The sequence below is a fragment of the Proteus sp. CA142267 genome, assembly GCF_003336825.1.
In the GTDB taxonomy this organism is placed as follows: Bacteria; Pseudomonadota; Gammaproteobacteria; order Enterobacterales; family Enterobacteriaceae; genus Proteus; species Proteus terrae.
Genome location: NZ_QPMG01000004.1, coordinates 17,751 through 41,118, shown reverse-complemented (window position 1 = coordinate 41,118; position 23,368 = coordinate 17,751). Strand labels below are relative to the sequence as shown.

The following is a 23,368-nucleotide window of genomic DNA, read 5'->3' as shown; positions in this document are numbered from 1 at the left end:
CCCAATAAAATAAAAATGATTATTCAGATTTTGAATGAGCATCGTGTGATGTCGGTTTAGATGCTTGTTTTGTCATATCATCTGATAATTTGTGTTCATTATTTTCTGTGGTTTCGTCTTCAGTTTGTTCTTCTGGTAAACGGTTATTCCAGATATAAACCACACTGGCGATAGTAAAAACAAAGGTTAAAATAGTTAAGCCAAAGACTTTAAAATTAACCCAAGTCTCCTCCGCCAAAGAAAATGCCACATAAATATTACCAAGAGCACAAGCAAAAAAGAAAATCACCCATGCAATATTGAGTTTCTTCCAATTTGCAGGTGGCATTGCAAGCTCTTTGCCTAACATTCTTTCCATTAGCGTTTTGGGCGTAAATAACTGCATACCAATTAAAACGATGGCAAAAATGGCATAAATAGCCGTCACTTTCCATTTAATAAAATCGGCAGAATGAAAGAAGATGGTTAATGAGCCAAAAATAGTGACCACAATGGCGGTAATGAGTGGCGCTTTCTCAACTTTATGGAAAATAAGCCATGTCAAGCCGACTGAGATCCACGTCGCGATAATTAATGCACCTGAAGCATAGAAAATATCTTGCCATTTATAGAAGATAAAAAACACTAATAGTGGAGCAAAATCAAGTAATTGCTTAAGCCAGCCATTTTTCATAACAGATAGGAACCTATGGTAATTAAATTCATAAACTTGGCTATTCTAATGCAAAGCGACAGAAAATGGGTAAACAATTGCACATCTTTAACGACAGAGTGTTAATTTATACAAAAAACGCTATTTTTATCTGAAATAACTCAATGAAAAATCAACGTAATTGCATTTATGTAAAATTAAAACTCAAGCTTGAGTTATGAAAGAGGATTTAAATATTACACTAGTATATGATTTATTAACTCATCATTATCACGCGCCACTTTTTGATGAATGCATAAATAAAAAGTATTTCTGATAAGAGGAAATCAATGAACGGAAAAAGAATAATAAAATGGATGCCAGGACTAGGCTTATTATTTAACTATAAGCGTGAATATTTTGGCTACGACTTAAAAGCAGGGCTTTCTGTTGCAGCTGTCGCGCTACCAGTTGCCATTGCTTACACCGAATTATTAGGCATTAATGCTATTGTTGGATTATATGCCTGTATTTTTCCCATGATTATTTATGCATTATTTGGTACTTCTCGCCAATTAATTACAGGGCCTGATGCTGCAACGTGCGCCGTTATTGCTGCGGTCGTTATTCCATTATCTGCTGGTGATGAAAATACACGATGGCAACTTGCAATTATCATGACAGCAATGACGGGTTTTTGGTGTATTTTAGCCAGCCACTTTCGATTGGGGGCTTTTACTGATTTTCTGTCTCGTCCGATCCTTCAAGGGCTATTAAATGGTGTTGCGATCACCATTATGGTGGGACAAATTAGTAAAGTATTTGGTTTTGACACTTCCCCAGATCATTTAATCGAAAAACTAATTGAAGTCCCATTTCGATTAATGGATGCACATTTACCCACGGTATTGATGTCTGGGATAACACTCGCCTTATTATTGGGTATTCGCTATTTTCGTAGCCGATGGCCGGCACCATTAATTGCTATGGTTGTGATGACTTACCTTAGCTGGCAATTTGATTTAGCCAGCTATGGTATTGCTATTGTGAATAAAGAAGCGGGAAATGTTGATCTCTTTCTACCCGTTGTATCTATGAGTGGATTTCATCCTGGTGTATTACGAGAATTATTGGTTCCATCCATAAACTTGGCTGTCATTAGCTTTGTGAGTTTTATGATGACAGCCCGCAGTTTTGCTAGCAAAAATGGTTATGATGTTGATGCGGACCAAGAATTAAAAGCATTAGGTATCGCTAATATTGCGGCAGCGCTTTCTCAAGGATTTGCTGTAAGTGCAGCAAGTAGCCGTACTGCAGTCAATGATTCTGTTGGTGGTAAAACACAATTAGTTTCTATTATCGCAGCACTGGTAATTCTGCTAGTGCTATTATTTATGACTGATTTTCTCGCTTATATTCCATTATCTTCGCTAGGAATTGTGTTGATCGTCTCTTCATGGTCATTGTTGAGTATTCGTCATATTTGGTCTTATCGCAAACGTAATAAACAAGCATTCACATTGGCATCATTTACATTATTAGCAGTGTTATTGGCAGGACTAATTAACGGTATCGGCTTTGCGGTTTTATTAGGTTTGTTGCAGTTTTTACGTATTGTTTTTCGTCCGAGCGATCAATTGTTGGGTGTTGATGAACAGGGTATGGTTCACTCAATGAATAAGGATAATGGTATTGAACCTATCGATGGCTTGATGATGTATCGTTTTAATTCACCACTGACTTATTTTAATGTGGGTTATTTTAAAAAACGAGTGCTTCAACTTGTTGATAGCGCGCCTCAACGACCAGCATGGTTAGCCGTAGATGCGGCTGTAAGCTTTACCTATGACGATGTCAGCGTGTTTGCTGCTATTGATGAACTAATACGGGAATTGCGAATAAAAGGTGTGAAATTGGTTTTAGCAGGACGCAGAACCGAACTAAATCGCTGGATTGAACGTAACAGAATTTCACTAAATGAAGATGACTTAATTATCGCCCCTGATCTCTATTTTGTGATCCGGCTTTATCAAAGCCGACAGCAGATCAAAGAAAAACAGAAAGAAGCAAGAAAAGAGGCTCTAAAGCAAGAAGCTGAAAGCCAAGAAACAGAGAATAACGAAAATGCGATATTAGAAGTACCAATAGAGAGCCATACATCAACGCCTTAAGTATTTTGGTTAAGTTTTACGAGTAGTGATGAATAAAAAGCAAAATCCCGTGATAAGTCGTTAGCTTATACACGGGATTTTTTATCGGTAAATTTTGTGGATAGCTATGTCTTGAATAGATTAGCGCGTTTGTTGCGTTATGTATTTGTTCTCAACCAACATAAATAAACGAAATAGGTAAATAATCATCCACGCTGAAGCCATATTTTTCAGAAAATAGAATAAGAAGTTATGGATAAGATCAGGCAGTTGAATTGTAAGATTACTCACAAAACCAATACCAAACTGCAATAAGATCCAAATACCTAAAGCAGGAATAAGTGAGCCAGACTCACTAAACCCAATCTTCCAACCTAAACGTATTGCACTTCCCATATTTTGTTGGCGCACTAAGACAACGGGCGCTAATGCAAAACCGATTAGCAAAATGATGCCAGGAATAATCATCACCATAAAACCTGCGCTAATCAAAATAGAGCACAGAACAATCAGTAAAAACATTTTTGGTAAGCGAGGTAAACATGCGTTAAATGTTTGACCAAGGGTGACGTTGTGACCTGCAGAGATTGCCATAGCAAACATCAATAAGGTTAGCACCAAGATGCTCTGCTGTAGTGTTTCAAATGCATACAGTGATAACACTTTTTTGGCGATACCCACGACACTGTTTGACATTGCTTCTAATTCAGCAGGAGAAGTAGAAGAAAGCTGTGTATTTTTAAAATTAGCCACAAACTCAATCATCAATTGATATTCTTGAGGATTAGGGCCAATTAAGACATGAACTATCGCTAACACAACAGCAAGGATAGCGGAAAGGGTAACAATACTACGTCGTTCATTCTTATAAAAATTCAGACTGTCTCGGTAGATTGTGCGTGCCGTGGTAGGCATGAAACTGCTCCTATAAAAATAGACTGTGTCAATGCGCGCTATTGTACCTTCTACAACAGCAAAAAGGGATATTTTCTCTTACTTCTCTTATTTGGTTTTTTTCTTGATGTTAATAATCAGAATATGCACAGAATTTAAAATAAAACAAACATAATATTAACATAAGAATAACTTTATTTTTAAATTAATCTTTTTAGGATATTTTTTATTCAAAAAGTATTACTAAGAATAAATTTAATTATAAGAAAAAATTGTATTAATAGGTAATTTGATGTGGATCAATTATAAATAATAGCATTGATAAATAATAAAAAGAGAAATAACACTTTCTGCAAAAATAATTCCAAAGTTGTGATCGGTATTAGATCATAATTATCAATAAATGGTTATATTTTTAGCGGAGATTTTACTTATTACAGGAATGGGTTAAATAATGAAAAAACTTTCTGCGCTTATTTTAGCGGCTGCAACTCTTGCGCCTTCTATTTCTTTCGCTCACCAAGCCGGTGATTTTTTATTCCGTGCTGGTACTGCAACTGTTCGTCCAAATGCAGGCTCTGATGCAATATTAGGTGGCGACCATTTTGAAGTAAATAATAATACTCAATTAGGTTTAACTTTTGGGTATATGATTACTGATAATATTGGTGTTGAGTTATTAGCAGCTACTCCTTTTGAACATAAAGTATCATTAACTGGTGTTGGCGAAATTGCAAAAGTTAAACATTTACCACCAACATTAATGGCGCAATACTACTTCGGTAATGGTGAAGACAAACTACGCCCTTATTTAGGTGCAGGTCTTAACTTTACCACGTTCTTTGATGAGAAATTCAATAATAACCCAGCTGTTGATGGTTTAGGTTTAAATGGACTTGATCTTAAGGATTCATGGGGCTTTGCAGCACAAGCAGGTTTAGATTATAACCTCGATAAAAACTGGATGCTGAATGCTTCTGTTTGGTGGATGAACATCGAAACAAAAGCAAGATTCAACAGTGAAGTTGCTAATAAAGACTTTGACGTTAAAACACGTTTAGACCCATTTGTCTTTATGTTTGGTGTGGGTTACCGTTTCTAATTATTCTTTCTTTAAAAGAATATCTCTTAATGAAAAGCGAAGATTATCTTCGCTTTTTTTGTTTTTTTAAATTCGAATAAAGCCTTTCATTTTTAGATAATATAAAGTCTCTAGTTTATTGTTGAATACACTACTTATGGGTAATTAAAAATAACGATAAATAAAAAAAGATGCATTTTAAATAAAATATTTAATATTAAAATAATAAGAAAGATGTATTTTATATATATCTTTTATTTACACCATCTTAATAAGATAAGAAAGAGTATTTTTATTTATTAAAAACTAACGAGCTTTTAATAAAGAAAAGAGAGTATTAAATAGATGTATTTAAAATGCACCTTTAATTTGATTTTAGCAAAAGTACTTTATCTATCAAGAGATAGAAAGAAGTAAAAGAAGAATAAAAGAGGTTTAAGATAGGGCATATTTATAAAAACATGAAGATCAAATTTCAATCAGTAAATGATTAATTATTCTTTTGCATTGCTCTTTTTATGAACGATTATTAATGCTAGGTAAAAATAACCTTTTTTTAATCCATTGGCGTTTTTTATAAAAATTGATCTGCTTTATAATAAAAGCAAATGCTAAAAATGAAATACTTGGCAAAAAAAGACCACCGAAAAGGTGGTCTAAAAAGTAAGGCTAAAGGAAGACTAGAATAAAGAGGGGATCAGCGAATAACCATTGAGTTGATAACGCCTTTTACACCTGTAACTTTGCGTGTCGTTTCAATGGCACGATTAGCATCCGCTTGCGAAGAGACGAAACCACTTAGTTGAACTTTACCCTTAAATGTCTCGACGCTAATTTGTGTTGAATTAAGATTTTTTTCACCGATTAGTGCAGTCTTAACTTTAGTGGTGATCACGGAGTCATCAAAATAACCCCCTGTACCTTCTGATGTTGCAGTAGGTGAACATGCAGATAAGGTAAACGCCATAAGTAACGCCGTCATAACAGCAGATATTTTTGCCCATAGTTTCATCATAAAACTCCTTTTAATCACATTATTGATTGAGTATTTCTGAAAAGAAAATATAAAGCGCTTTATAAAGTATGTGCAAAAAATAGAGTTTTGCCAAATTTTTATCAGTACAGTTCAAGTCTCTTGAAATAAGAGAAGAGGGGATATTACACCATTTTATGCGGGTTAAGCAGCAAAATAGGTAATAAAAAGCGTGAGTTAATCAGTGTAGATTTCAGAGTAATCCGCTTAGAAAAATAGCAGGCTATTCTTCTAAGGCGGATCAAATAAGAAGGTTAGGCAATAGTTGCCGCTTTCATTTCTTTAACAAACTGAGTGAGCGCTTTAAGCATGATATCTGGCTGGTGTAGGTTTTTCTCAATAATTTGCACAACCGCTGAGCCTGAAATTGCGCCAGCCGCGCCATTTGCAATCGCTTCTTTTACTTGTTTAGGCTCTGAAATTCCAAACCCTTGTAATGCCTGAGGGGCATTATAGGTTTTTAGTTTGTCAGTAAGATGTGTTAGCGATTGTTCTGCACGTTTATCTGTACCCGTTACGCCGGCTCTTGATAGCAAATAGGTATAACCTTTACCTGATGCCGCTAATTCTTGTAAAAGTTCATCATCAGCATTAGGTGGGCAAATAAAAATAGGGCTGATATTGGCACGTTGCGCTGCTTCACGGAACTCTTTTGATTCACGCAGAGGTACATCACCAATTAAGACGGAATCCACACCTGCTTGCTCGCATTTACTATAAAAATTATCGATGCCATTACTAAAAACAAGGTTGGCATAAACTAATAGGCCAATAGGAATATTAGGATGTTTTTTACGTACACTTGCTAAAAGTACAAAGCAATCAGTAGGGGTCACACCTACATTTAGTGATCGTAAATTAGCACCTTGAATGGTAGGGCCATCAGCAAGTGGATCGGAAAAGGGAATACCAATCTCTAATGCATCTGCGCCACCTTCAATTAACGCATCAATTATTTGTAATGACAGCTCAGGAGAAGGATCACCTAATGTGACGAAAGGAACGAATGCGCCTTGTTGTTTTTGTGCTAGTGCTTCAAAGCATACTTGATAACGGCTCATTAGATTTCTCCTCTTGCTGCTAAAATATCGTTTACAGTAAAAATATCTTTATCGCCACGACCGGATAAGTTCACGATTAATAACTGTTCTTTATCAGGATTTTGTTCAATTAATTTCAGTGCATAAGCCAATGCATGAGAAGATTCTAAAGCTGGGATGATCCCTTCACGGCGAGAAAGTGCTTTGAATGCTTCAATGGCTTCATCATCGGTAACAGAAACATAATCAGCACGACCAATGCTATTTAAATGTGCGTGCTGAGGCCCGACAGATGGGAAATCAAGACCTGCTGAAATTGAATATGACTCTTCAATTTGTCCTTCATCTGTCTGCATAATTGGGGATTTCATACCAAAATAGATCCCTAATTTACCATGTTTCAGTGGTGCGCCATGCTCACCGGTTTCAATACCTTTACCTGCAGGTTCAACACCAATCAATTGCACTGAAGTTTCAGGAATAAAGGAAGCAAATAAACCGATAGCATTAGAGCCTCCGCCAATACAAGCGATAGCTGCATCCGGTAGACGACCTTCACGCTCTAGAATTTGTGCTTTGGCTTCATCACCAATCATACGTTGAAACTCACGGACAATTGTTGGATAAGGATGAGGGCCTGCTGCTGTTCCTAATAAGTAGTGCGCACGATCGTAACAACCAGACCAGTCACGTAAAGCCTCATTACAGGCATCTTTTAAGGTAGATGAACCACTGTGAACAGGAATAACCTCTGCACCCATTAAGCGCATACGAAATACGTTAGGTGATTGACGTTCGACGTCTTTCGCACCCATATAGATACGGCATTTCATATTAAGCAGTGCGCAGGCTAAAGCGGTTGCAACACCATGTTGGCCTGCTCCTGTTTCTGCAATAATTTCAGTTTTACCCATACGTTTTGCTAGTAAGGCTTGACCTAATACTTGGTTAGTTTTATGAGCACCACCATGCAGTAAATCTTCACGTTTTAGATATAAACGGGTTCGAGTGCCTTCTGTTAAATTACGGCAAAGCGTTAATGCCGTTGGTCTGCCTGCATAATTTTTTAATAAATCTTGGAATTCTTGCTGAAATGACGGATCGTTTTGTGCATCAATAAAAGCTTGTTCGAGTTGATCCAATGCAGGAATTAAGATTTCAGGTACATATTGGCCACCAAATTCACCAAAGTAGGGGTTAAGTTTTCTCATTGTGATGTCATCCTGTTTAAAATTTTATTTTTGTGAGATTTAGCTTAGCTGTAATTGTGCAAATACCTGATTCAGGCGTTGTATATCTTTTATGCCAGGAGCCGATTCTACTCCAGAGTTAAAATCAAGCCCGATACAGCCTGTTTTAACCGCATCTAAACAGTTTTCACTGTTAAGACCACCTGCAAGTAATGCTTTTTCACGTAATGTATTAGGAATTTTTTGCCAATTAAATGTTGTTCCTGTGCCACCTGTTCCGTTATCAAGTACATATTTATTAACGAGTGCAACGGGGTGAATATCAGTATGGTTTGCCATATTTATCGCTTGCCAAATTTCACAATTAGGTTGGATTTTCTGGTGAAGTTGTTCAATAAATTGCGCATCTTCTTGTCCATGTAATTGAATGGCAGATAAATTAAGTTTTTCGGCATAGTCACAAATAAGCTCAATAGGTTGATTTTGAAACACGCCCACAAACGCTAAGGGAGCTTGTGCTATTAACTCTTTCGCTTGTGACAACGTCACCTTACGCGGGGATTTTTCTGCGAAAATCAACCCTGCATAATAAGCACCTGCTTGATAAACCGCTTTTACATCTTGTGTACGAGTTAACCCGCACACTTTATGCTTTCCCAAAACGAGTGCTCTCACTGCTTGGTCGATATTGTCTTGTGACATTAAAGCACTGCCTACCAGAAAACCATTAGCATATTGGCTTAACTCTTGAACTTGCTGGTGGGTATGAATACCTGACTCACTGATCACGATTGCATCTTGGGGCAATCCTTGGCTTAACTGCTGGGTACGAGCTAAATCGATAGAGAGATCACGCAAATCACGATTATTAATACCAATAACTTTGGCATTAAGATTGATGGCACGCTGACGCTCTTCTTCTGTACTTACTTCGGTTAATACACCCATATTTAATTGATGAGCAACGGCTGATAGCGCACGATATTGCTCATCATCTAAGACAGAAAGCATTAATAAAATGGCATCTGCTTGATAAAAACGTGCTAAATAGATTTGGTATTCATCAATAATAAAGTCTTTGCACAAAACGGGCTGATGAACAGCTTGACTGACTTGACGTAAATAATCGAAGCTCCCTTGAAAATATTTTTCATCGGTTAATACAGAAATTGCAGCAGCATAAGGCTGATAAATTTTTGCAATCGTCGCAGGATCAAAATCAGCACGGATTAAGCCTTTTGATGGTGATGCTTTTTTACACTCTAAGATAAAAACAGTATTAGGCTGAGTTAATGCCTGATAAAACGAACGTGTTGATGGCTCTATTTGGTGCACAAATTCTGATAGCGGTTGGTTTGCTTTACGTACAATCAGATATTCAGCTTTATCTTTTACAATGGCGTTTAATACAGTCATGCTCTTATCCTCTTGCTGCTAATGCAGTTACACGATCTATTGCTTTACCGCTATAAATGGCGTGCATAGCAACTTCAGTATTCATTTTTAAATCCTCTTGCCCATGTAAACGCATTAATAAAGCGACATTAGCTGCGACAGATTCGGTATGTGCTCTTTTTCCTTCACCTTGTAGTAAATCTGCTAATAATTGACGGTTTACTTCAGGTGTACCACCTTCTAGATCAGTAATGGCACAAGGGCGAAGACCAAAATCACTTGGTGTGAGTTCATAACGTGTAATTTCACCATTACGTAATTCAGCGACTTGAGTAGGCGCATGTAATGAAACTTCATCCATTCCGCCACTGTGAACGACGGCCGCACGCTCATAACCTAAAACTTTTAATGTATCTGCAATAGGCATCAATAGCTCTGGGCTATATACACCAATTAATGCTAATGGTGGGCGAGCAGGGTTAATTAGAGGGCCTAATACATTAAATAATGTGCGTGTTTTCAGTTGTTGGCGAACAGGGGCTGCAAAACGAAAACCACTGTGATATTGAGGTGCAAATAAAAAGCATAAACCCACTTCATCCAATAATTGGCGTGCATCATCAGCACTTCTGTCTAAAGGGATACCAAATGCCGCTAATAAATCAGAAGAGCCGGAGCGACTGGATACGCTACGATTACCGTGTTTCGCCACTTTGATACCGACTTCAGCTGCAACAAATGCGCTTGCTGTTGAAATATTAATACTGTTGGCGCCATCTCCCCCTGTGCCGACAATATCGCAAAAAGTGTAATCAGGGCGAGGAAATGGTTGTGCATTTTCAAGTAATGCACGCGCTGCGCCAGCAATTTCTTGAGGATGTTCACCACGCATTTTCATGCTGATCAAAACTGCTGCTAATTGTGATTCCGTTAACTCACCGCGGATAATGGCACTAAACAGTGTTTGGCTTTCTTCTAATGTTAACTGTTGTGCGCTAAATAATTTGTTGAAGATAGTTTCCATTTTATGCGTCTCCTTTAGGAGTTAATGCCCATGCGATTGTTTGTTCTAAAAGTTGTGCGCCTTTTGTGGTTAAAATTGATTCTGGATGAAACTGAAAACCACACGTTTTATGTTGACGGTGACGCACCGCCATAACAGTGTTATCGCACCAAGCATTAATTATGAGTTGTTTTGGAACTTGTTCTCCTGAAAGCGAATGATAACGAGCAACGGGTAAAGGGTTAGGCAAATTCACAAACATTTTGCTGTTATCGTGCTCAGCTAATGTTGCTTTGCCGTGTAAGATCTCTCCACATGAAGAAACTTTGCCACCGTAAGCCTCAATAATGGCTTGATGACCTAAGCAAATACCAATCATTGGTAATGTGCCTAATACACGTTTTAACAGTTCAGGCATACAACCGGCTTGTGAAGGTGCTCCTGGTCCCGGAGATAACAGTAAAATCGGGTGATCGAGCTCACGTAGCTTTTGTTCAATAAAATCGGCTGTGACGCTATTGCGATAAATCACAACGTTATTGCCAAGGCTACGTAATTGATCGACAAGGTTATAAGTAAATGAGTCGATGTTATCGAGCAGTAAGATAGTCGCCATTAGCAAGCCTCCTGCAGTTGTGTATCTGTATGAGCTTGTAAAATAGCGTTGATTACCGCTTGTGATTTATTGCGTGTTTCTTCAGCTTCCATTTGAGGATCTGAATCAAGCACAATTCCAGCACCGACTTGAATAGTTGCAATATTATTTTCAACATAAGCAGAGCGAATAACTATGCAAGTATCAAAATCACCTGCGCCAGTAAAATAGCCGATGGCACCACCGTAACTACCACGTTTTGTTTTTTCATAATGAGCAATTAATTGCATTGCACTGACTTTGGGTGCACCTGATAACGTTCCCATATTCATACAAGCTTGATAAGCATGGAAAATATCTAAGTCATCACGTAGTTTGCCTACGACTCTTGAAACTAAGTGCATTACAAAAGCGTAACGGTCAACTTTTGTTAATTCCGCGACATAACGGCTGCCTGCTTGGCAAATACGTGCCAAATCATTACGCGCTAAATCGACTAACATTAAATGTTCAGAAAGCTCTTTCGTATCAGTGCGCATTTCAAGTTCAATTCGACTGTCTAAATCGGCATTAATCGAACCATCTGCATTACGTCCTCTTGGGCGAGTTCCTGCAATTGGGTAGATTTCAATTTGTCGATCGCTTGTTTGATATTTCAATGCACTTTCTGGTGATGCACCAAATACTGTGAATAAGGCATCTTGCATATAGAACAAATAAGGGCTTGGATTTTTCTCTTTCAACACTTGATAAGCGGCAAGCGGTGAAGGGCAAGCAACTTGAAAGCGACGTGATGGAACAACTTGGAAAATATCACCACGACGAATATAGGTTTTCATTGCTTCTACGATATCGCCATAACCTTTATCATCCATATTGCCTTGTATTGTTGATTCTGCTGCTGTTAAAGCACGGCGAATAGGGTGTTTTAATGGTTGTTTGGCCAACGAGATTAACTCGGCTTGTCGCGAAGTGAGGCGTTGACACTCCGTTTTATCGTCAGTAAAAGCAATGGAGATTAACTGACTATCTTTATTCTGATGGTCGATAACAATTAATTGTTCTGCTAAGTAAAAGCAGTAGTCAGGGCATGAAAAAACAGTGTCTAATTCAGGAATAGGTTCAAATCCACTGACTAAATCGTAAGCAAATAAACCACCAACAAAAATAGCATTAGCATCTTTAGTGTCTTTATTAGCAAGAAAGAAGCGTAAAGCATCAAATACGCTGGCTGATTTTAATTTACTTTCTTCATCAATATATTGTGCTGGTGCTGAAAAGGTAAAAACACACTGTTTATCGCTCTCTTGTGTTAAGAAAGCTTTTTCTTTTAGTGCGATTTTTAATGCAGGCAATAAAGCTTGCCCATTCACGCTTAATGCATCAATAGTGACTTGATTTTTTACTGCACTGATACGCAGTGCGCTATCAACAATTAACAAACTTTTTAAGTTTGCTTTCGTGTCAACTTGTGCAGATTCTAACAATAGTGTGTGATGTTTGTTTTCACATAATGTATTGAAAAGTAAAGCTGGTTCACTGTGGTAAGGCAGTGGCGTTGCCTTGGTGTTAAATGAGAATGCAAGTGACGTATTCATTATTATCGCTCTATATTATTTTTTACTAACCGTTTTTAATGCATAAAAAAACCCGCGTAGGCGGGTTTTAGATATCACTGACGTAAAGTCGGAGATCAAACCGCCCATAAAAGAGTATTACGCCACCAAAGAGCGATAAGACGTTGATTGATATTCATAAGATCTCCTTACAGCTAACGACAGATAATAAGTTAATAGACTAGCTCGTGTTGTGTACTAGTAAACTGGATTGCGTTAGGTTCGTCAAGTACTTTATGGCATACTCTTTAAAAATTATTATCTTGCTAAGATGAAAAGGGAGAAGCGATGACAGAAGTGCTATCTGATTTAAGAGTGATTTATGATTTGCACAGCCACACTACCGCGTCAGATGGCGAGCTTTCACCAGAAGAATTGGTTGATAGAGCGATAGAGCGTCAAATTAATGTCTTAGCGATTACCGATCACGATACAACGGCGGCGATTACTCCTGCTAATGATTATATTGCAGAAAAAAATCTGCCTCTTACCCTGATATCAGGTGTCGAAATATCGACTTTGTGGGAGAATATAGAAATCCATATTGTTGGATTGAATATTGATATCAACCATAACGCAATCAAGGCACTTCTTTCGTCACAAAGCCAATGTCGCGAAACTCGAGCGATAATGATTGGTGAGAGATTAGAAAAAGCAGGTATTGCAAATGCATTTGAAGGGGCAAAAGCCTTAGCGCATGGTGGACAAGTTACAAGAGGACATTTTGCCCGTTTTCTCGTGAATGAAGGGCATGTTGCCTCGGTTAATAAAGTGTTTAAACGGTATTTAGCTAAAGGTAAAACCGGTTATGTACCACCACAATGGTGTTCAATCGGTGACGCTGTCACGGCAATTCATGAAGCTGGTGGTGTTGCAGTATTAGCGCATCCGGGACGATATGGTCTATCCTCTAAATGGTTAAAACGATTAACGCTTTATTTTAAACAACTCGGTGGTGACGCAATCGAAGTGGCACAATGCCAACAACCACCACAAGAACGGGAACAACACGCAGCATTAGCGCAACTTTATGGGTTAAAGGCTTCGTTAGGTTCTGATTTTCATCGCCCTTGTTCGTGGATAGAATTGGGGCGTAATTTATGGTTACCCAGTGGCGTCGAACCTGTTTGGTCGCTATGGCAAGAGTAACATTAGAAATTCGTTGAGGGATGTATGAGCCAACTTTTTTATATTCACCCTGATAATCCGCAGGCTCGTTTAATTGAACAAAGTGCTGATATTTTACGCAAAGGCGGTGTGGTGATTTATCCAACAGATTCTGGCTATGCTATTGGCTGTTGTTTAGAAAATAAAGATGCAATGACGCGAATTTGTCGTATTCGCCAATTAGATAAAAACCACAATTTCACACTGATGTGCCGTGATTTGTCTGAAATCGCTAACTACGCTTATGTTGATAATGTGGTGTTTCGCTTAATAAAAAACAATACCCCAGGTAATTACACCTTTATCTTAAAAGCAACTAAAGATGTACCAAAGCGTTTGATGAATGATAAGCGTAAAACCATAGGGTTGCGTGTTCCTTCTAACCCAATTGCACTGGCATTGTTAGAAAATATTGGTGAGCCATTAATGTCAACGAGCCTGATTTTACCGGGCAATGATTTTGCGGAGTCTGATCCGGAAGAAATCGAAGATTTATTAAGTAAACAAGTTGATTTGGTGATCCACGGTGGTTATTTAGGACAAAAACCGACAACGGTCATTGATTTAACGGAAGATACCCCAGTTATTGTACGTGAAGGTACGGGTGATATTACGCCATTTCAGTAAGCAATTTGGTTGATTAAACTAAATTGGGAGTAAATGACTCGATAGCGAAGAAATTTATCACGAGATAAAGAGATAAAAGGTGAAGGGATCTATCGCTTGTGTTAAATTTATACATTGCGATAAAAATCACGGTGTCTGTTTTTGAAATCGGTTATATCAACGCGTATTTTAAGCGCTAAGCACAGTAACTTGATAAGCAGACAAATGGTTAAGCTGTCATTATAGTTTTGCCAACATCGTTTTATCGGCACTATTTATCACAATGTTGATGTGAAAAATCATCAACATTGTTCACTATTGAATCAATAAACCTGTGTTTATTTCTTATTTTAATAAACATGGGTTATTTTTATTTAATTGATTTTTAAAAATTAATTCTATTTTTATGACGCCTGTGAAGGCGACACATGAGGTTGTTTCATGAGCGATAAATCGCAACGCACTGAAAAATTACAAAAAATCCTTGCTCGTTCAGGTCATGGTTCTCGCCGTGAAATTGAAGGTTATCTTCAAGAAGGACGTATCAGCATTGATGGTACAAAAGCGAAATTAGGTGATCGTATTGATGTCACCACTACAGCAAAAATCCGCTTAGATGGCCGTATTCTAAATATTCGTGAAGCACAAAAAGATGTTTGTCGTGTGCTTGCTTATTACAAGCCTGAAGGTGAACTGTGTACTCGCAGTGATCCACAAGGTCGCCCGACTGTTTTCCAACGCCTTCCTCGCCTTAACAGTGCTCGCTGGATTGCAGTGGGTCGTCTTGATGTAAATACCAGTGGATTACTGTTATTTACAACAGATGGTGAATTAGCTAACCGTTTAATGCACCCTAGTCGTGAAGTCGAGCGCGAATACGCAGTACGTGTTTTTGGTGAAATTGATGATGCCAAAATTCGTCAGTTAACGCGCGGTGTACAATTAGAAGATGGTCCCGCTTCATTCCGCTCTGTTTCTTATCGTGGTGGCGAAGGGATTAACCAATGGTATAACGTTTCTCTTACTGAAGGACGCAACCGTGAAGTTCGTCGTATGTGGGAAGCGGTTGGTGTACAAGTTAGCCGCCTTATTCGAGTTCGTTATGGTGATATTGATTTACCAAAAGGCTTACCACGTGGTGGTTGGGTTGAACTTGGATTAGATCAAATTAACTATTTACGTCAGTTAGTTGAATTAAACGACGAAACAGTAACAAAAGTTGCAGTAGAAAAAGATCAGCGTCGCATCAAAGCGAATCAGATCCGTCGTGCTGTTAAGCGTCATACTAAGATTTCAGCACGCACTTCAACATCACCTGCTAAAAGAGCGTCAAGTCGTCGTCAGTCAGCAGGAAATAAAAAGTAATTAGCGAATAATTATTTATTATTTTAAATTAAAATATCATTTTTCATAAAGAAGCACTCATTGAATAGGGTGCTTCTTTTTTTTGATAGCTTTCTTTTTTCCATAAATGAAACTATGATGCACAGATTAATGAGATGAGAAGTCATTTTTATTAAAATAATATTTTATTTGTATATTTTACGATAAGGTATACGCGATATATGCATCGTTCTTTTTATTTAACAACAATGTTATGTGCGACTACTCTTACTACGGGTTGTGAGCCAACGACTAATTCAAACTCACAGTCTGGCGTGTTTTATATTAGTAACAATAAAACAACGCCGTTAGTATTTCAAATAGATAATAATTCTTTTTGGCTTAATACCGGTGAAGTGAAAGAAATAAAATTAGAGAATGGAAAGCATGTATTAGTTGATGCCGATGGGGCGAAGAAAACCTTTATGATTTATCCCGGTAATCATGGCGGAATAATTAATCCATCTAGGGAAATCTACTATAGTTTTACTTCTATTTTTTCTCCTAAAGAAGACAGTGAGCATTTGTACTTAACAATGCGTTCCATTTGGATTAATGGCCAACTTGTGCATGGTGCTATTAATAGCTCTGATGCTATGTTTATTGATAATAATGTTTTCCGCTGTGAAATCCCATTAAATGAACCTATCCCAACTTATTTACCTGATTGGAGTAATAAGGGGGTAGTAAATGTATTAACTAAGTGTTTTTCCCAATCTGAATTTCAAGATTTTATATCAAGAAAGCCATATGGTATTCATGTTTATGCAGGACGTAATTTATTAGAAGCTCATAAAGAAAAAGATAAATACAATTGGATAAATGATGAAAATACGCGAACAGATGATTTTATTCCGACATTGAGTCATATTGAGTTTAATAATGGCGAAATGCTGAAAGAAGCTAAAATTATTTATAAAGTAACTAATTCCTATTTAGCTTCACGTGATCCGAATGAAAAGCAAAATTACTATAATGAATATCATTTTCATATAATGGCAATGGCTATGGTTTATAATCAACAAATACAGAATGATATATTCGATGATAGAGAAGCTTACTTTAAACTGATAAATGAAACAGGGCGTATATTTGGTGCTGGTATATTAAGTGAGCCAGCTTTAATATAAATAATCATTCATTTTTATATAATTGGAAAGGTGGTAAGGGATTATTACCAATCTATGCCTTTTTGTGCTTTTATCCCACTATCAAAAGCATGTTTAATAGGACGCATTTCTGTCACAGTATCTGCTAACTCGATTAATTTTCTATGGCAGCCTCTTCCAGTGATAATGACATTTTGATGAGAAGGGCGAGAGCTAATCGCTGAAATAACCTCATCTAATGGCAAATAGTTAAAACTAATCATATAGGTAATTTCATCGAGAATAACGAGATCGTATTCTGGGTTATTAAGCAGTTTGAGTGCATATTGCCAAGTATTTAAACAGGCGGCTGTATCTGCACTTTTATCTTGCGTTTCCCAAGTAAATCCAGTTTCCATTACATAGAAAGGTACGCCAAATTGTTCCAGTAGGTTACGTTCACCGTTTTCCCAAGTTCCTTTAATAAATTGCACAACACCAACCTTTTTTTGATGACCAACTGCGCGGGCCGCTGTACCCATAGCTGCGGTTGTTTTTCCTTTACCATTACCGGTAAAAATCATCACAATACCTTGTTCTCGTTGAGCTTGCTCAATTCTGGTATCTACTTTTTCTTTTAAACGTTGTTGGCGTTTTTGGTGTTGTGCATCATTCATTGAACTACCTCGAACTTATATTACGTTATTCAGCAGGGCCAGCTTTACGACCAGGTTGTGCATCTAAAGATTGTCCTTTCACATCAATACTGTCATCACTCATCAAATAGAGATATAACGGCATCAAATCTTTAGGTGTTTTTAGCTTTTGTGAATTTTCATCAGGGAATGCGCTCGCTCTCATTGCTGTACGAGTACCACCAGGATTGATGCAGTTAATACGCAAAGTACTTTCGTTATACTCTTCATTCAGTACCTGCATAAAGCCTTCTGTTGCGAATTTAGATACAGAGTAAGCACCCCAACCATAACGACCTTGGCGACCCACACTGGATGTCGTGAGGATAAGACTCGCATGAGGTGCTTTGAGCATCAATGGCAGTAGGGCTTTTGTGAGCATAAATGTCGCATTAACGTTGACTTGCATAACGTCATGCCAAAGGTTGCTAGGTTGATTAATGATAGGCTCAACAACACCTAATAAACCGGCATTTTGTAATACACCATCAAGATGAGGGAAGCGTTTAACGAGAGTATCCGCAAATTGCTGAAAATCGTTCTCTGTCGCTGTAAGTAGATCAAGTGGATATAACATAGGTTGTTGGCCACCTGATGTGATTATCTCTTCTTGAACATCCTCAAGTTTTGATAGAGTACGGCCTAATAAGATAAGTGTTGCGCCGTATTGCGCATAAGTTAGTGCAGCTTCTTTTCCTATGCCATCACCAGCACCCGTTACTAGAATAATTTTATCTTTTAGCACGCTATGATCGGGTTGATATTGCAACATATTGATATCCTGTCTAGTAAAAAGTAAATAAAGTGTAACGTCTTATTTGTCTAGCGACCAGTTTAGTCTGACTTTTTGTTTACAATTTATGGCTGTTTTCTTTATGGTATTAAACATAATCATGCCTTTGTTGCTGGCGCTAAAGCAGAATTTCGTTAAACTAGGCGTATTGATTTGAGTCAGTGTTATTAACCTTAAAAAGAGGTCTTTGTGGAATATATTTTGCAATATGGACTGTTTTTAGCAGAAATTGTCACTGTTGTTGTGGCGATTATCGCTATCGTATTGTTTTTCGTCGTGATTGGAAATAAAAAGCAAAATCGTAAAGGGACATTAAGAGTCACAGATCTTGCTGAAGCCTATGAAGAAAAACAGCGCGTTATGCAACAAGCGAAAATGGACGATGCTGAATTAAAAGTCTGGTATAAAGCATTTAAGAAACAGCAGAAAAAAGAGAATAAACAGAGTAAAAACAATGCGAAAGAAGGTAAAAAAGGCGTTGTAAAACCTTGTTTATATGTGCTTGATTTTAACGGTAGCATGGATGCCCACGAAGTGGGTGCATTACGTGAAGAAATCAGTGCCATTCTTTCTGTTGTGCAATCGGGTGATGAAGTATTACTGCGTTTAGAAAGTCCGGGTGGTATGGTTCATGGTTATGGATTAGCAGCAGCCCAGTTAACGCGTTTAAAAGAAAAGGGCATTAAACTGACTGCAGTTGTCGATAAAGTGGCTGCCAGCGGAGGATATATGATGGCATGTGTAGCAGATAAAATTGTTGCTGCACCATTTGCGATTATTGGTTCGATTGGTGTTGTGGCTCAAATCCCTAATATTCACCGTTTACTCAAGAAAAATGATATTGATGTTGAGTTACATACTGCCGGCGAATATAAACGCACATTAACCTTATTAGGCGAAAATACCGAAGAAGGACGTGAGAAATTTAAGCAAGATTTAAATGAAACACATCTGTTATTTAAATCATTTGTGCATAAATATCGCCCTCAACTTGATATCGATAGTGTTGCAACCGGTGAGTATTGGTACGGCTCAGAAGCACTAAACAGAGGCTTAATTGATGAAGTTGGTGTGAGTGATGATTGGTTGATCGATCATATTAATGATTTTGAAGTTCTCTCAGTCCAATATGTTACCAAGAAAAAAATGGTCGAACGTGTTACAGGCGGTGCAATGGAAAGCATTGATAAACTGATGATGCGTTGGGTACAAAGAAGTAAAAAACCGCTACTATAAGACAATAAATACGCCATAAATGATATCAGCGATACGGGTTATTGCTGGTATCATCTTTCCTTACCCATCACTATTCCCAAATCTTTCCAATAAATATTCTAATCTTCTATTCTAAAAGCTTTTATTTCGATAAGGCAAAAAAAAGCCAGTGAAAATTTCACTGGCAATCAAAGAAATAATTGATATTGCTTATAACAACAACTGGGTAAATATTTCCTCTTTCTAGGAGGTTTCAATATAACTGTAAATAGAAAATAAAAATAATTGATATTACTGATTGTATTGATAGGTAATTGTAATCGTGAGTTGAGATGTGACAGAAAATCCGCATTACGTTCAAATTGAATTTTTATTCTTTATTTTTGTTTGGTTATGCCAGTTATTGGCATCTGAATGAATGCAATAACTGGCAAGCAAAGCCTCTTTTTTTGTTATCGATAAATTTACTTTAGTGATTAAACAAAAATAATCACAAGGATGGTTTATTCTAAATGGTATTTATCAGATAACACATGAGCTAAATGCTTAAACATATTGAATGCTGCGGTGCTTTTTGCAGTAGGTAAACCTTGTTCATCTAAAAAAAATTCGCCTTTAAATACGAGGACATTACCTTTCTGTTCAACCGAATCAGCACGCATACCGTGTATATAATCTTCATGTTCACATATGATTTTATTCGCTTTTTCAAGTAGCATCTCTGTTGTAATCGGTGTAGTTTGTGTTGACATAATATGTGCTCCTTAGAAAAATAATTTGTTGCGCCTCACTTTTTATCAGGTAGAGTGTGGCATTTTTAAAAGCTTAGCTACTCTATATGTAGCAAACAATGATTTGCCTGTACCCGATCAAAGCGATGAGGTGATTAAAATACCTCAAAAAAAGTCACGAGTTTTGAGCTCGAACAAAAGCTTTGAATAAAAACAGGTTGATATATTGCAAAACTAACGCAATATAAAAAAGAGATTTTAAACATTTTTTTAGTTGAAGGTATTAAACGATACCGTCATAACAAAGTTTAATTAGGTAAAGGTAATTATGGGTAAAGCTCTTGTTATCGTGGAGTCCCCGGCTAAAGCCAAAACAATCAATAAATATCTTGGCAATGACTACGTAGTTAAATCTAGCGTGGGTCACATTCGTGATTTGCCAAAGAGTGGTTCTGGCAGCCAGAAGAGCGAAAACTCATCCGCCACGAAAGGCGTGAAAAAAGTTAAAAAGGATGAGAAATCAGCCTTAGTCAGCCGTATGGGAGTTGATCCCTATAATGGATGGAATGCGAATTATCAAATTCTACCCGGCAAAGAAAAAGTCGTGGCTGAACTAAAAGCATTGGCTGAGAAAGCTGATCATGTCTATCTTGCAACGGACCTTGACCGCGAAGGAGAAGCTATCGCGTGGCATTTACGCGAAGTTATCGGCGGTGATGATGAACGATTTAGTCGAGTGGTTTTTAACGAAATCACTAAAAATGCCATTACACAAGCTTTCCAAACTCCGGGTGAGTTAAATATAGATCGCGTTAACGCACAACAAGCACGTCGCTTTATGGATCGTGTTGTGGGCTATATGGTTTCACCTTTACTTTGGAAAAAAGTGGCTCGTGGATTATCTGCAGGTCGAGTGCAATCAGTTGCCGTGCGTCTTTTAGTTGAACGTGAGCGTGAAATTAAAGCCTTTGTTCCCGAAGAATATTGGCAATTACATGCGTCACTGCTAACGCCTGACGAACAGCCATTGCGTATGGAAGTCACGCATTATAATGATAAAGCCTTCAACCCTGTTTCATCTGATGAAACACAGGTTGCGGTTAAAGCATTACAGAATGCGACCTTCACGGTAAAAGATCGTGAAGATAAACCAACATCCAGCAAGCCAAGCGCACCACTTATCACATCAACCCTACAGCAAGCGGCAAGTACGCGTTTAAGCTTTGGTGTGAAAAAGACGATGATGCTAGCTCAGCGCCTTTATGAGGCAGGTTATATAACCTATATGCGTACTGACTCAACTAACTTAAGTCAGGATGCAATTCAAATGGCGCGTGATTATATCAATGAGAATTTTGGCGCTAAGTATTTGCCGAAAGAGCCAAACGTTTATTCGAGCAAAGAAAATTCTCAAGAAGCGCACGAAGCTATCCGTCCTTCTGATATCAACGTTATCGCAGAATCTTTAAAAGATATGGATAACGATGCCAAACGTTTATATCAACTGATTTGGAATCAATTTGTTGCTTGTCAAATGACACCGGCAAAATACGATTCGACCACATTAACAGTCGAATCAGGTGATTATAAACTACGTGCTAAAGGTCGTACTTTACGTTTTGCAGGTTGGACTAAAGTCATGCCAGCGATGCGTAATAAAGATGAAGATAAAACCTTACCAGCCGTTGATGTTGGGGCAAAACTGGCTTTAGCTGAATTAGAACCTACTCAGCACTTTACTAAGCCACCAGCTCGTTTTAGCGAAGCGACGTTAGTTAAAGAATTAGAAAAACGCGGTATCGGCCGTCCATCAACATACGCATCTATCATCTCCACTATTCAAGATCGTGGTTATGTGAAAGTTGAAAACCGTCGTTTTTATGCAGAAAAAATGGGTGAAATTGTAACCGATCGCTTAGAAGAGAATTTTAGCGATTTAATGAATTACGATTTTACTGCGCAAATGGAAGATCACCTCGACCATGTTGCTAATAATGAAGAAAACTGGAAAGCGGTATTAGATGCGTTCTTCACTGATTTTAGTCAGCAATTAGAAGTTGCTGAAAAAGATCCTGAAGAAGGTGGAATGCGACCAAATCCAATGGTTATTACGTCGATTGAATGTCCAACGTGTTCTCGTCATATGGGAATTAGAACGGCGACAACAGGCGTATTCTTAGGATGTTCGGGCTATGCTTTACCGCCTAAAGAGCGTTGCAAGCAAACCATCAATCTTATCCCTGAAGATGAATTATTAAATATTCTTGAAGGGGAAGATGCAGAAACCAACGCATTACGTGCTCGTCGTCGTTGCCCGAAATGTGGTACTGCAATGGACAGTTACCTGATTGATACTCATCGTAAATTACATGTTTGTGGTAATAATCCTGCATGTGATGGTTATGAAGTTGAAGAAGGTGAATTCCGCTTAAAAGGTTATGAAGGTCCAGTTATTGAGTGCGATAAATGTGGTTCTGAAATGCACCTGAAAATGGGGCGTTTTGGTAAATACATGGGTTGTACTAATGATGATTGTAAAAATACTCGTAAGATCTTAAAAAGCGGTGAAATTGCACCACCGAAGGAAGATCCTGTTCCACTTCCTGAGTTGCTATGTGAAAAATCAGATGCTTACTTTGTCTTACGAGACGGTGCTGCGGGCGTCTTCTTGGCTGCAAATACGTTCCCTAAATCAAGAGAAACGCGTGCACCAAAAGTAGAAGAACTGGTTCGCTTTAAAGACCGTTTAGCAGAGAAAATGCGTTATTTAGCAGAAGCGCCGGTGGCTGATCCTGAAGGAAACCCAACGATTGTGCGTTTTAGCCGTAAAACAAAACAGCAATATGTTTCTTCAGAGAAAGATGGCAAAGCAACAGGCTGGTCTGCGTTTTATGTCGATGGTAAATGGGTTGAAAAAACCAAATAACATCGGCATTACGTGCTAAATAAAAAAGCGACTAATGAGAGTTAGTCGCTTTTTTGTATTTAGAAGGTATGCTAATTAAAGATATTGAAACAGTATTAATGGTTGATTTCTATTTGTCTGATATTTTACTTTGCTA

The 23,368-nt window shown here is 37.8% G+C and carries 18 protein-coding genes and 1 pseudogene; 8 read left to right on the top strand and 11 right to left on the bottom strand.

Going from position 1 to position 23,368, the window contains the following annotated elements:
• Positions 1-19: 19 nt before the first annotated feature.
• Positions 20-673, bottom strand: coding sequence for a septation protein A (locus C0T34_RS08805; protein WP_098943023.1), 654 nt, complete (start codon positions 671-673; stop codon positions 20-22).
• Between the two features lie 308 nt (positions 674-981).
• On the opposite strand from C0T34_RS08805, the gene C0T34_RS08800 reads away from it, so the two are divergent.
• Positions 982-2,802, top strand: coding sequence for a SulP family inorganic anion transporter (locus C0T34_RS08800; protein WP_109850024.1), 1,821 nt, complete (start codon positions 982-984; stop codon positions 2,800-2,802).
• 120 nt (positions 2,803-2,922) lie between these two features.
• Here the strand turns inward: C0T34_RS08800 and C0T34_RS08795 are convergent, their stop codons facing one another.
• A complete protein-coding gene (locus tag C0T34_RS08795; protein ID WP_098943021.1) occupies positions 2,923-3,696 on the bottom strand; it encodes a YciC family protein in 774 nt (257 codons plus the stop codon).
• A gap of 433 nt (positions 3,697-4,129) precedes the next feature.
• Between C0T34_RS08795 and ompW the strand changes: the two genes are divergently transcribed.
• Positions 4,130-4,777 (top strand): outer membrane protein OmpW, encoded by a 648-nt coding sequence (gene ompW, locus C0T34_RS08790; RefSeq protein ID WP_098943020.1) that lies wholly within the window; start codon positions 4,130-4,132, stop codon positions 4,775-4,777.
• Positions 4,778-5,453: 676 nt separating this feature from the next.
• On the opposite strand, the gene C0T34_RS08785 is transcribed toward ompW, so the two are convergent.
• The 6 genes and pseudogenes from C0T34_RS08785 to C0T34_RS08755 form a co-directional block, all read right to left on the bottom strand.
• Positions 5,454-5,768, bottom strand: coding sequence for a BON domain-containing protein (locus C0T34_RS08785; protein WP_098943019.1), 315 nt, complete (start codon positions 5,766-5,768; stop codon positions 5,454-5,456).
• A gap of 275 nt (positions 5,769-6,043) precedes the next feature.
• Positions 6,044-6,850, bottom strand: coding sequence for a tryptophan synthase subunit alpha (gene trpA / locus C0T34_RS08780; protein ID WP_098943018.1), 807 nt, complete (start codon positions 6,848-6,850; stop codon positions 6,044-6,046).
• Positions 6,850-8,040 (bottom strand): tryptophan synthase subunit beta, encoded by a 1,191-nt coding sequence (trpB, locus tag C0T34_RS08775; protein WP_109850023.1) that lies wholly within the window; start codon positions 8,038-8,040, stop codon positions 6,850-6,852. Before trpB ends, trpA begins: the two co-directional genes overlap by 1 nt.
• 39 nt (positions 8,041-8,079) lie before the next feature.
• Positions 8,080-9,435 carry a bifunctional indole-3-glycerol-phosphate synthase TrpC/phosphoribosylanthranilate isomerase TrpF gene (gene trpCF, locus C0T34_RS08770; protein ID WP_109850022.1) on the bottom strand — a complete coding sequence of 452 codons (1,356 nt, stop codon included), beginning with the start codon at positions 9,433-9,435 and terminating at the stop codon, positions 8,080-8,082.
• A 4-nt stretch (positions 9,436-9,439) separates the two neighbouring features.
• Positions 9,440-11,033 (bottom strand): annotated as a pseudogene (gene trpD, locus C0T34_RS18305) (bifunctional anthranilate synthase glutamate amidotransferase component TrpG/anthranilate phosphoribosyltransferase TrpD).
• Positions 11,033-12,610: an anthranilate synthase component 1 gene (locus C0T34_RS08755; RefSeq protein WP_098943008.1), complete on the bottom strand. Its 1,578-nt coding sequence runs from the start codon at positions 12,608-12,610 to the stop codon at positions 11,033-11,035. The pseudogene trpD and the gene C0T34_RS08755 overlap by 1 nt, the downstream one beginning before the upstream one ends.
• Positions 12,611-12,916: 306 nt before the next feature.
• Between C0T34_RS08755 and C0T34_RS08750 the strand changes: the two genes are divergently transcribed.
• From C0T34_RS08750 to C0T34_RS08735, 4 genes are all read left to right on the top strand, one after another.
• Positions 12,917-13,777 carry a PHP domain-containing protein gene (locus tag C0T34_RS08750; RefSeq protein ID WP_098943006.1) on the top strand — a complete coding sequence of 287 codons (861 nt, stop codon included), beginning with the start codon at positions 12,917-12,919 and terminating at the stop codon, positions 13,775-13,777.
• Between the two features lie 24 nt (positions 13,778-13,801).
• The gene (locus tag C0T34_RS08745) at positions 13,802-14,422 is read left to right on the top strand and encodes an L-threonylcarbamoyladenylate synthase (protein WP_023582284.1); all 621 of its coding nucleotides are present in this window, start codon (positions 13,802-13,804) and stop codon (positions 14,420-14,422) included.
• A 420-nt stretch (positions 14,423-14,842) separates the two neighbouring features.
• Entirely contained in the window at positions 14,843-15,766 is a 924-nt protein-coding gene (gene rluB / locus C0T34_RS08740; RefSeq protein WP_075672104.1) for a 23S rRNA pseudouridine(2605) synthase RluB, read from the top strand.
• A gap of 200 nt (positions 15,767-15,966) precedes the next feature.
• Positions 15,967-16,914 carry a hypothetical protein gene (locus tag C0T34_RS08735; protein WP_109850020.1) on the top strand — a complete coding sequence of 316 codons (948 nt, stop codon included), beginning with the start codon at positions 15,967-15,969 and terminating at the stop codon, positions 16,912-16,914.
• 44 nt (positions 16,915-16,958) lie between these two features.
• Here the strand turns inward: C0T34_RS08735 and cobO are convergent, their stop codons facing one another.
• Positions 16,959-17,549 (bottom strand): cob(I)yrinic acid a,c-diamide adenosyltransferase, encoded by a 591-nt coding sequence (cobO, locus tag C0T34_RS08730; protein ID WP_109850019.1) that lies wholly within the window; start codon positions 17,547-17,549, stop codon positions 16,959-16,961.
• Between the two features lie 25 nt (positions 17,550-17,574).
• On the bottom strand, positions 17,575-18,336 hold the full coding sequence (locus C0T34_RS08725) for a YciK family oxidoreductase (RefSeq protein ID WP_171455364.1): 762 nt from the start codon (positions 18,334-18,336) through the stop codon (positions 17,575-17,577).
• 213 nt (positions 18,337-18,549) lie between these two features.
• Between C0T34_RS08725 and sohB the strand changes: the two genes are divergently transcribed.
• A complete protein-coding gene (sohB, locus tag C0T34_RS08720) occupies positions 18,550-19,596 on the top strand; it encodes a protease SohB (RefSeq protein WP_098943000.1) in 1,047 nt (348 codons plus the stop codon).
• A gap of 482 nt (positions 19,597-20,078) precedes the next feature.
• Here the strand turns inward: sohB and C0T34_RS08715 are convergent, their stop codons facing one another.
• Positions 20,079-20,327 carry a YciN family protein gene (locus C0T34_RS08715; protein WP_088495697.1) on the bottom strand — a complete coding sequence of 83 codons (249 nt, stop codon included), beginning with the start codon at positions 20,325-20,327 and terminating at the stop codon, positions 20,079-20,081.
• A gap of 307 nt (positions 20,328-20,634) precedes the next feature.
• On the opposite strand from C0T34_RS08715, the gene topA reads away from it, so the two are divergent.
• A complete protein-coding gene (gene topA, locus C0T34_RS08710; RefSeq protein ID WP_109850018.1) occupies positions 20,635-23,232 on the top strand; it encodes a type I DNA topoisomerase in 2,598 nt (865 codons plus the stop codon).
• The last annotated feature ends 136 nt before the right edge of the window (positions 23,233-23,368 follow it).

What these genes read in the sequence shown, in the direction of transcription:
- C0T34_RS08745 (WP_023582284.1), top strand. Translation starts at nt 13,802, where the DNA reads ATGAGCCAACTTTTTTATATTCACCCTGATAATCCGCAGGCTCGTTTA.
- C0T34_RS08785 (WP_098943019.1), bottom strand. Translation starts at nt 5,768, where the DNA reads ATGAAACTATGGGCAAAAATATCTGCTGTTATGACGGCGTTACTTATG.
- C0T34_RS08795 (WP_098943021.1), bottom strand. Translation starts at nt 3,696, where the DNA reads ATGCCTACCACGGCACGCACAATCTACCGAGACAGTCTGAATTTTTAT.
- trpCF (WP_109850022.1), bottom strand. Translation starts at nt 9,435, where the DNA reads ATGACTGTATTAAACGCCATTGTAAAAGATAAAGCTGAATATCTGATT.
- C0T34_RS08750 (WP_098943006.1), top strand. Translation starts at nt 12,917, where the DNA reads ATGACAGAAGTGCTATCTGATTTAAGAGTGATTTATGATTTGCACAGC.
- C0T34_RS08805 (WP_098943023.1), bottom strand. Translation starts at nt 673, where the DNA reads ATGAAAAATGGCTGGCTTAAGCAATTACTTGATTTTGCTCCACTATTA.
- C0T34_RS08755 (WP_098943008.1), bottom strand. Translation starts at nt 12,610, where the DNA reads ATGAATACGTCACTTGCATTCTCATTTAACACCAAGGCAACGCCACTG.
- ompW (WP_098943020.1), top strand. Translation starts at nt 4,130, where the DNA reads ATGAAAAAACTTTCTGCGCTTATTTTAGCGGCTGCAACTCTTGCGCCT.
- C0T34_RS08715 (WP_088495697.1), bottom strand. Translation starts at nt 20,327, where the DNA reads ATGTCAACACAAACTACACCGATTACAACAGAGATGCTACTTGAAAAA.
- cobO (WP_109850019.1), bottom strand. Translation starts at nt 17,549, where the DNA reads ATGAATGATGCACAACACCAAAAACGCCAACAACGTTTAAAAGAAAAA.
- trpA (WP_098943018.1), bottom strand. Translation starts at nt 6,850, where the DNA reads ATGAGCCGTTATCAAGTATGCTTTGAAGCACTAGCACAAAAACAACAA.
- C0T34_RS08735 (WP_109850020.1), top strand. Translation starts at nt 15,967, where the DNA reads ATGCATCGTTCTTTTTATTTAACAACAATGTTATGTGCGACTACTCTT.
- C0T34_RS08800 (WP_109850024.1), top strand. Translation starts at nt 982, where the DNA reads ATGAACGGAAAAAGAATAATAAAATGGATGCCAGGACTAGGCTTATTA.
- topA (WP_109850018.1), top strand. Translation starts at nt 20,635, where the DNA reads ATGGGTAAAGCTCTTGTTATCGTGGAGTCCCCGGCTAAAGCCAAAACA.
- trpB (WP_109850023.1), bottom strand. Translation starts at nt 8,040, where the DNA reads ATGAGAAAACTTAACCCCTACTTTGGTGAATTTGGTGGCCAATATGTA.
- rluB (WP_075672104.1), top strand. Translation starts at nt 14,843, where the DNA reads ATGAGCGATAAATCGCAACGCACTGAAAAATTACAAAAAATCCTTGCT.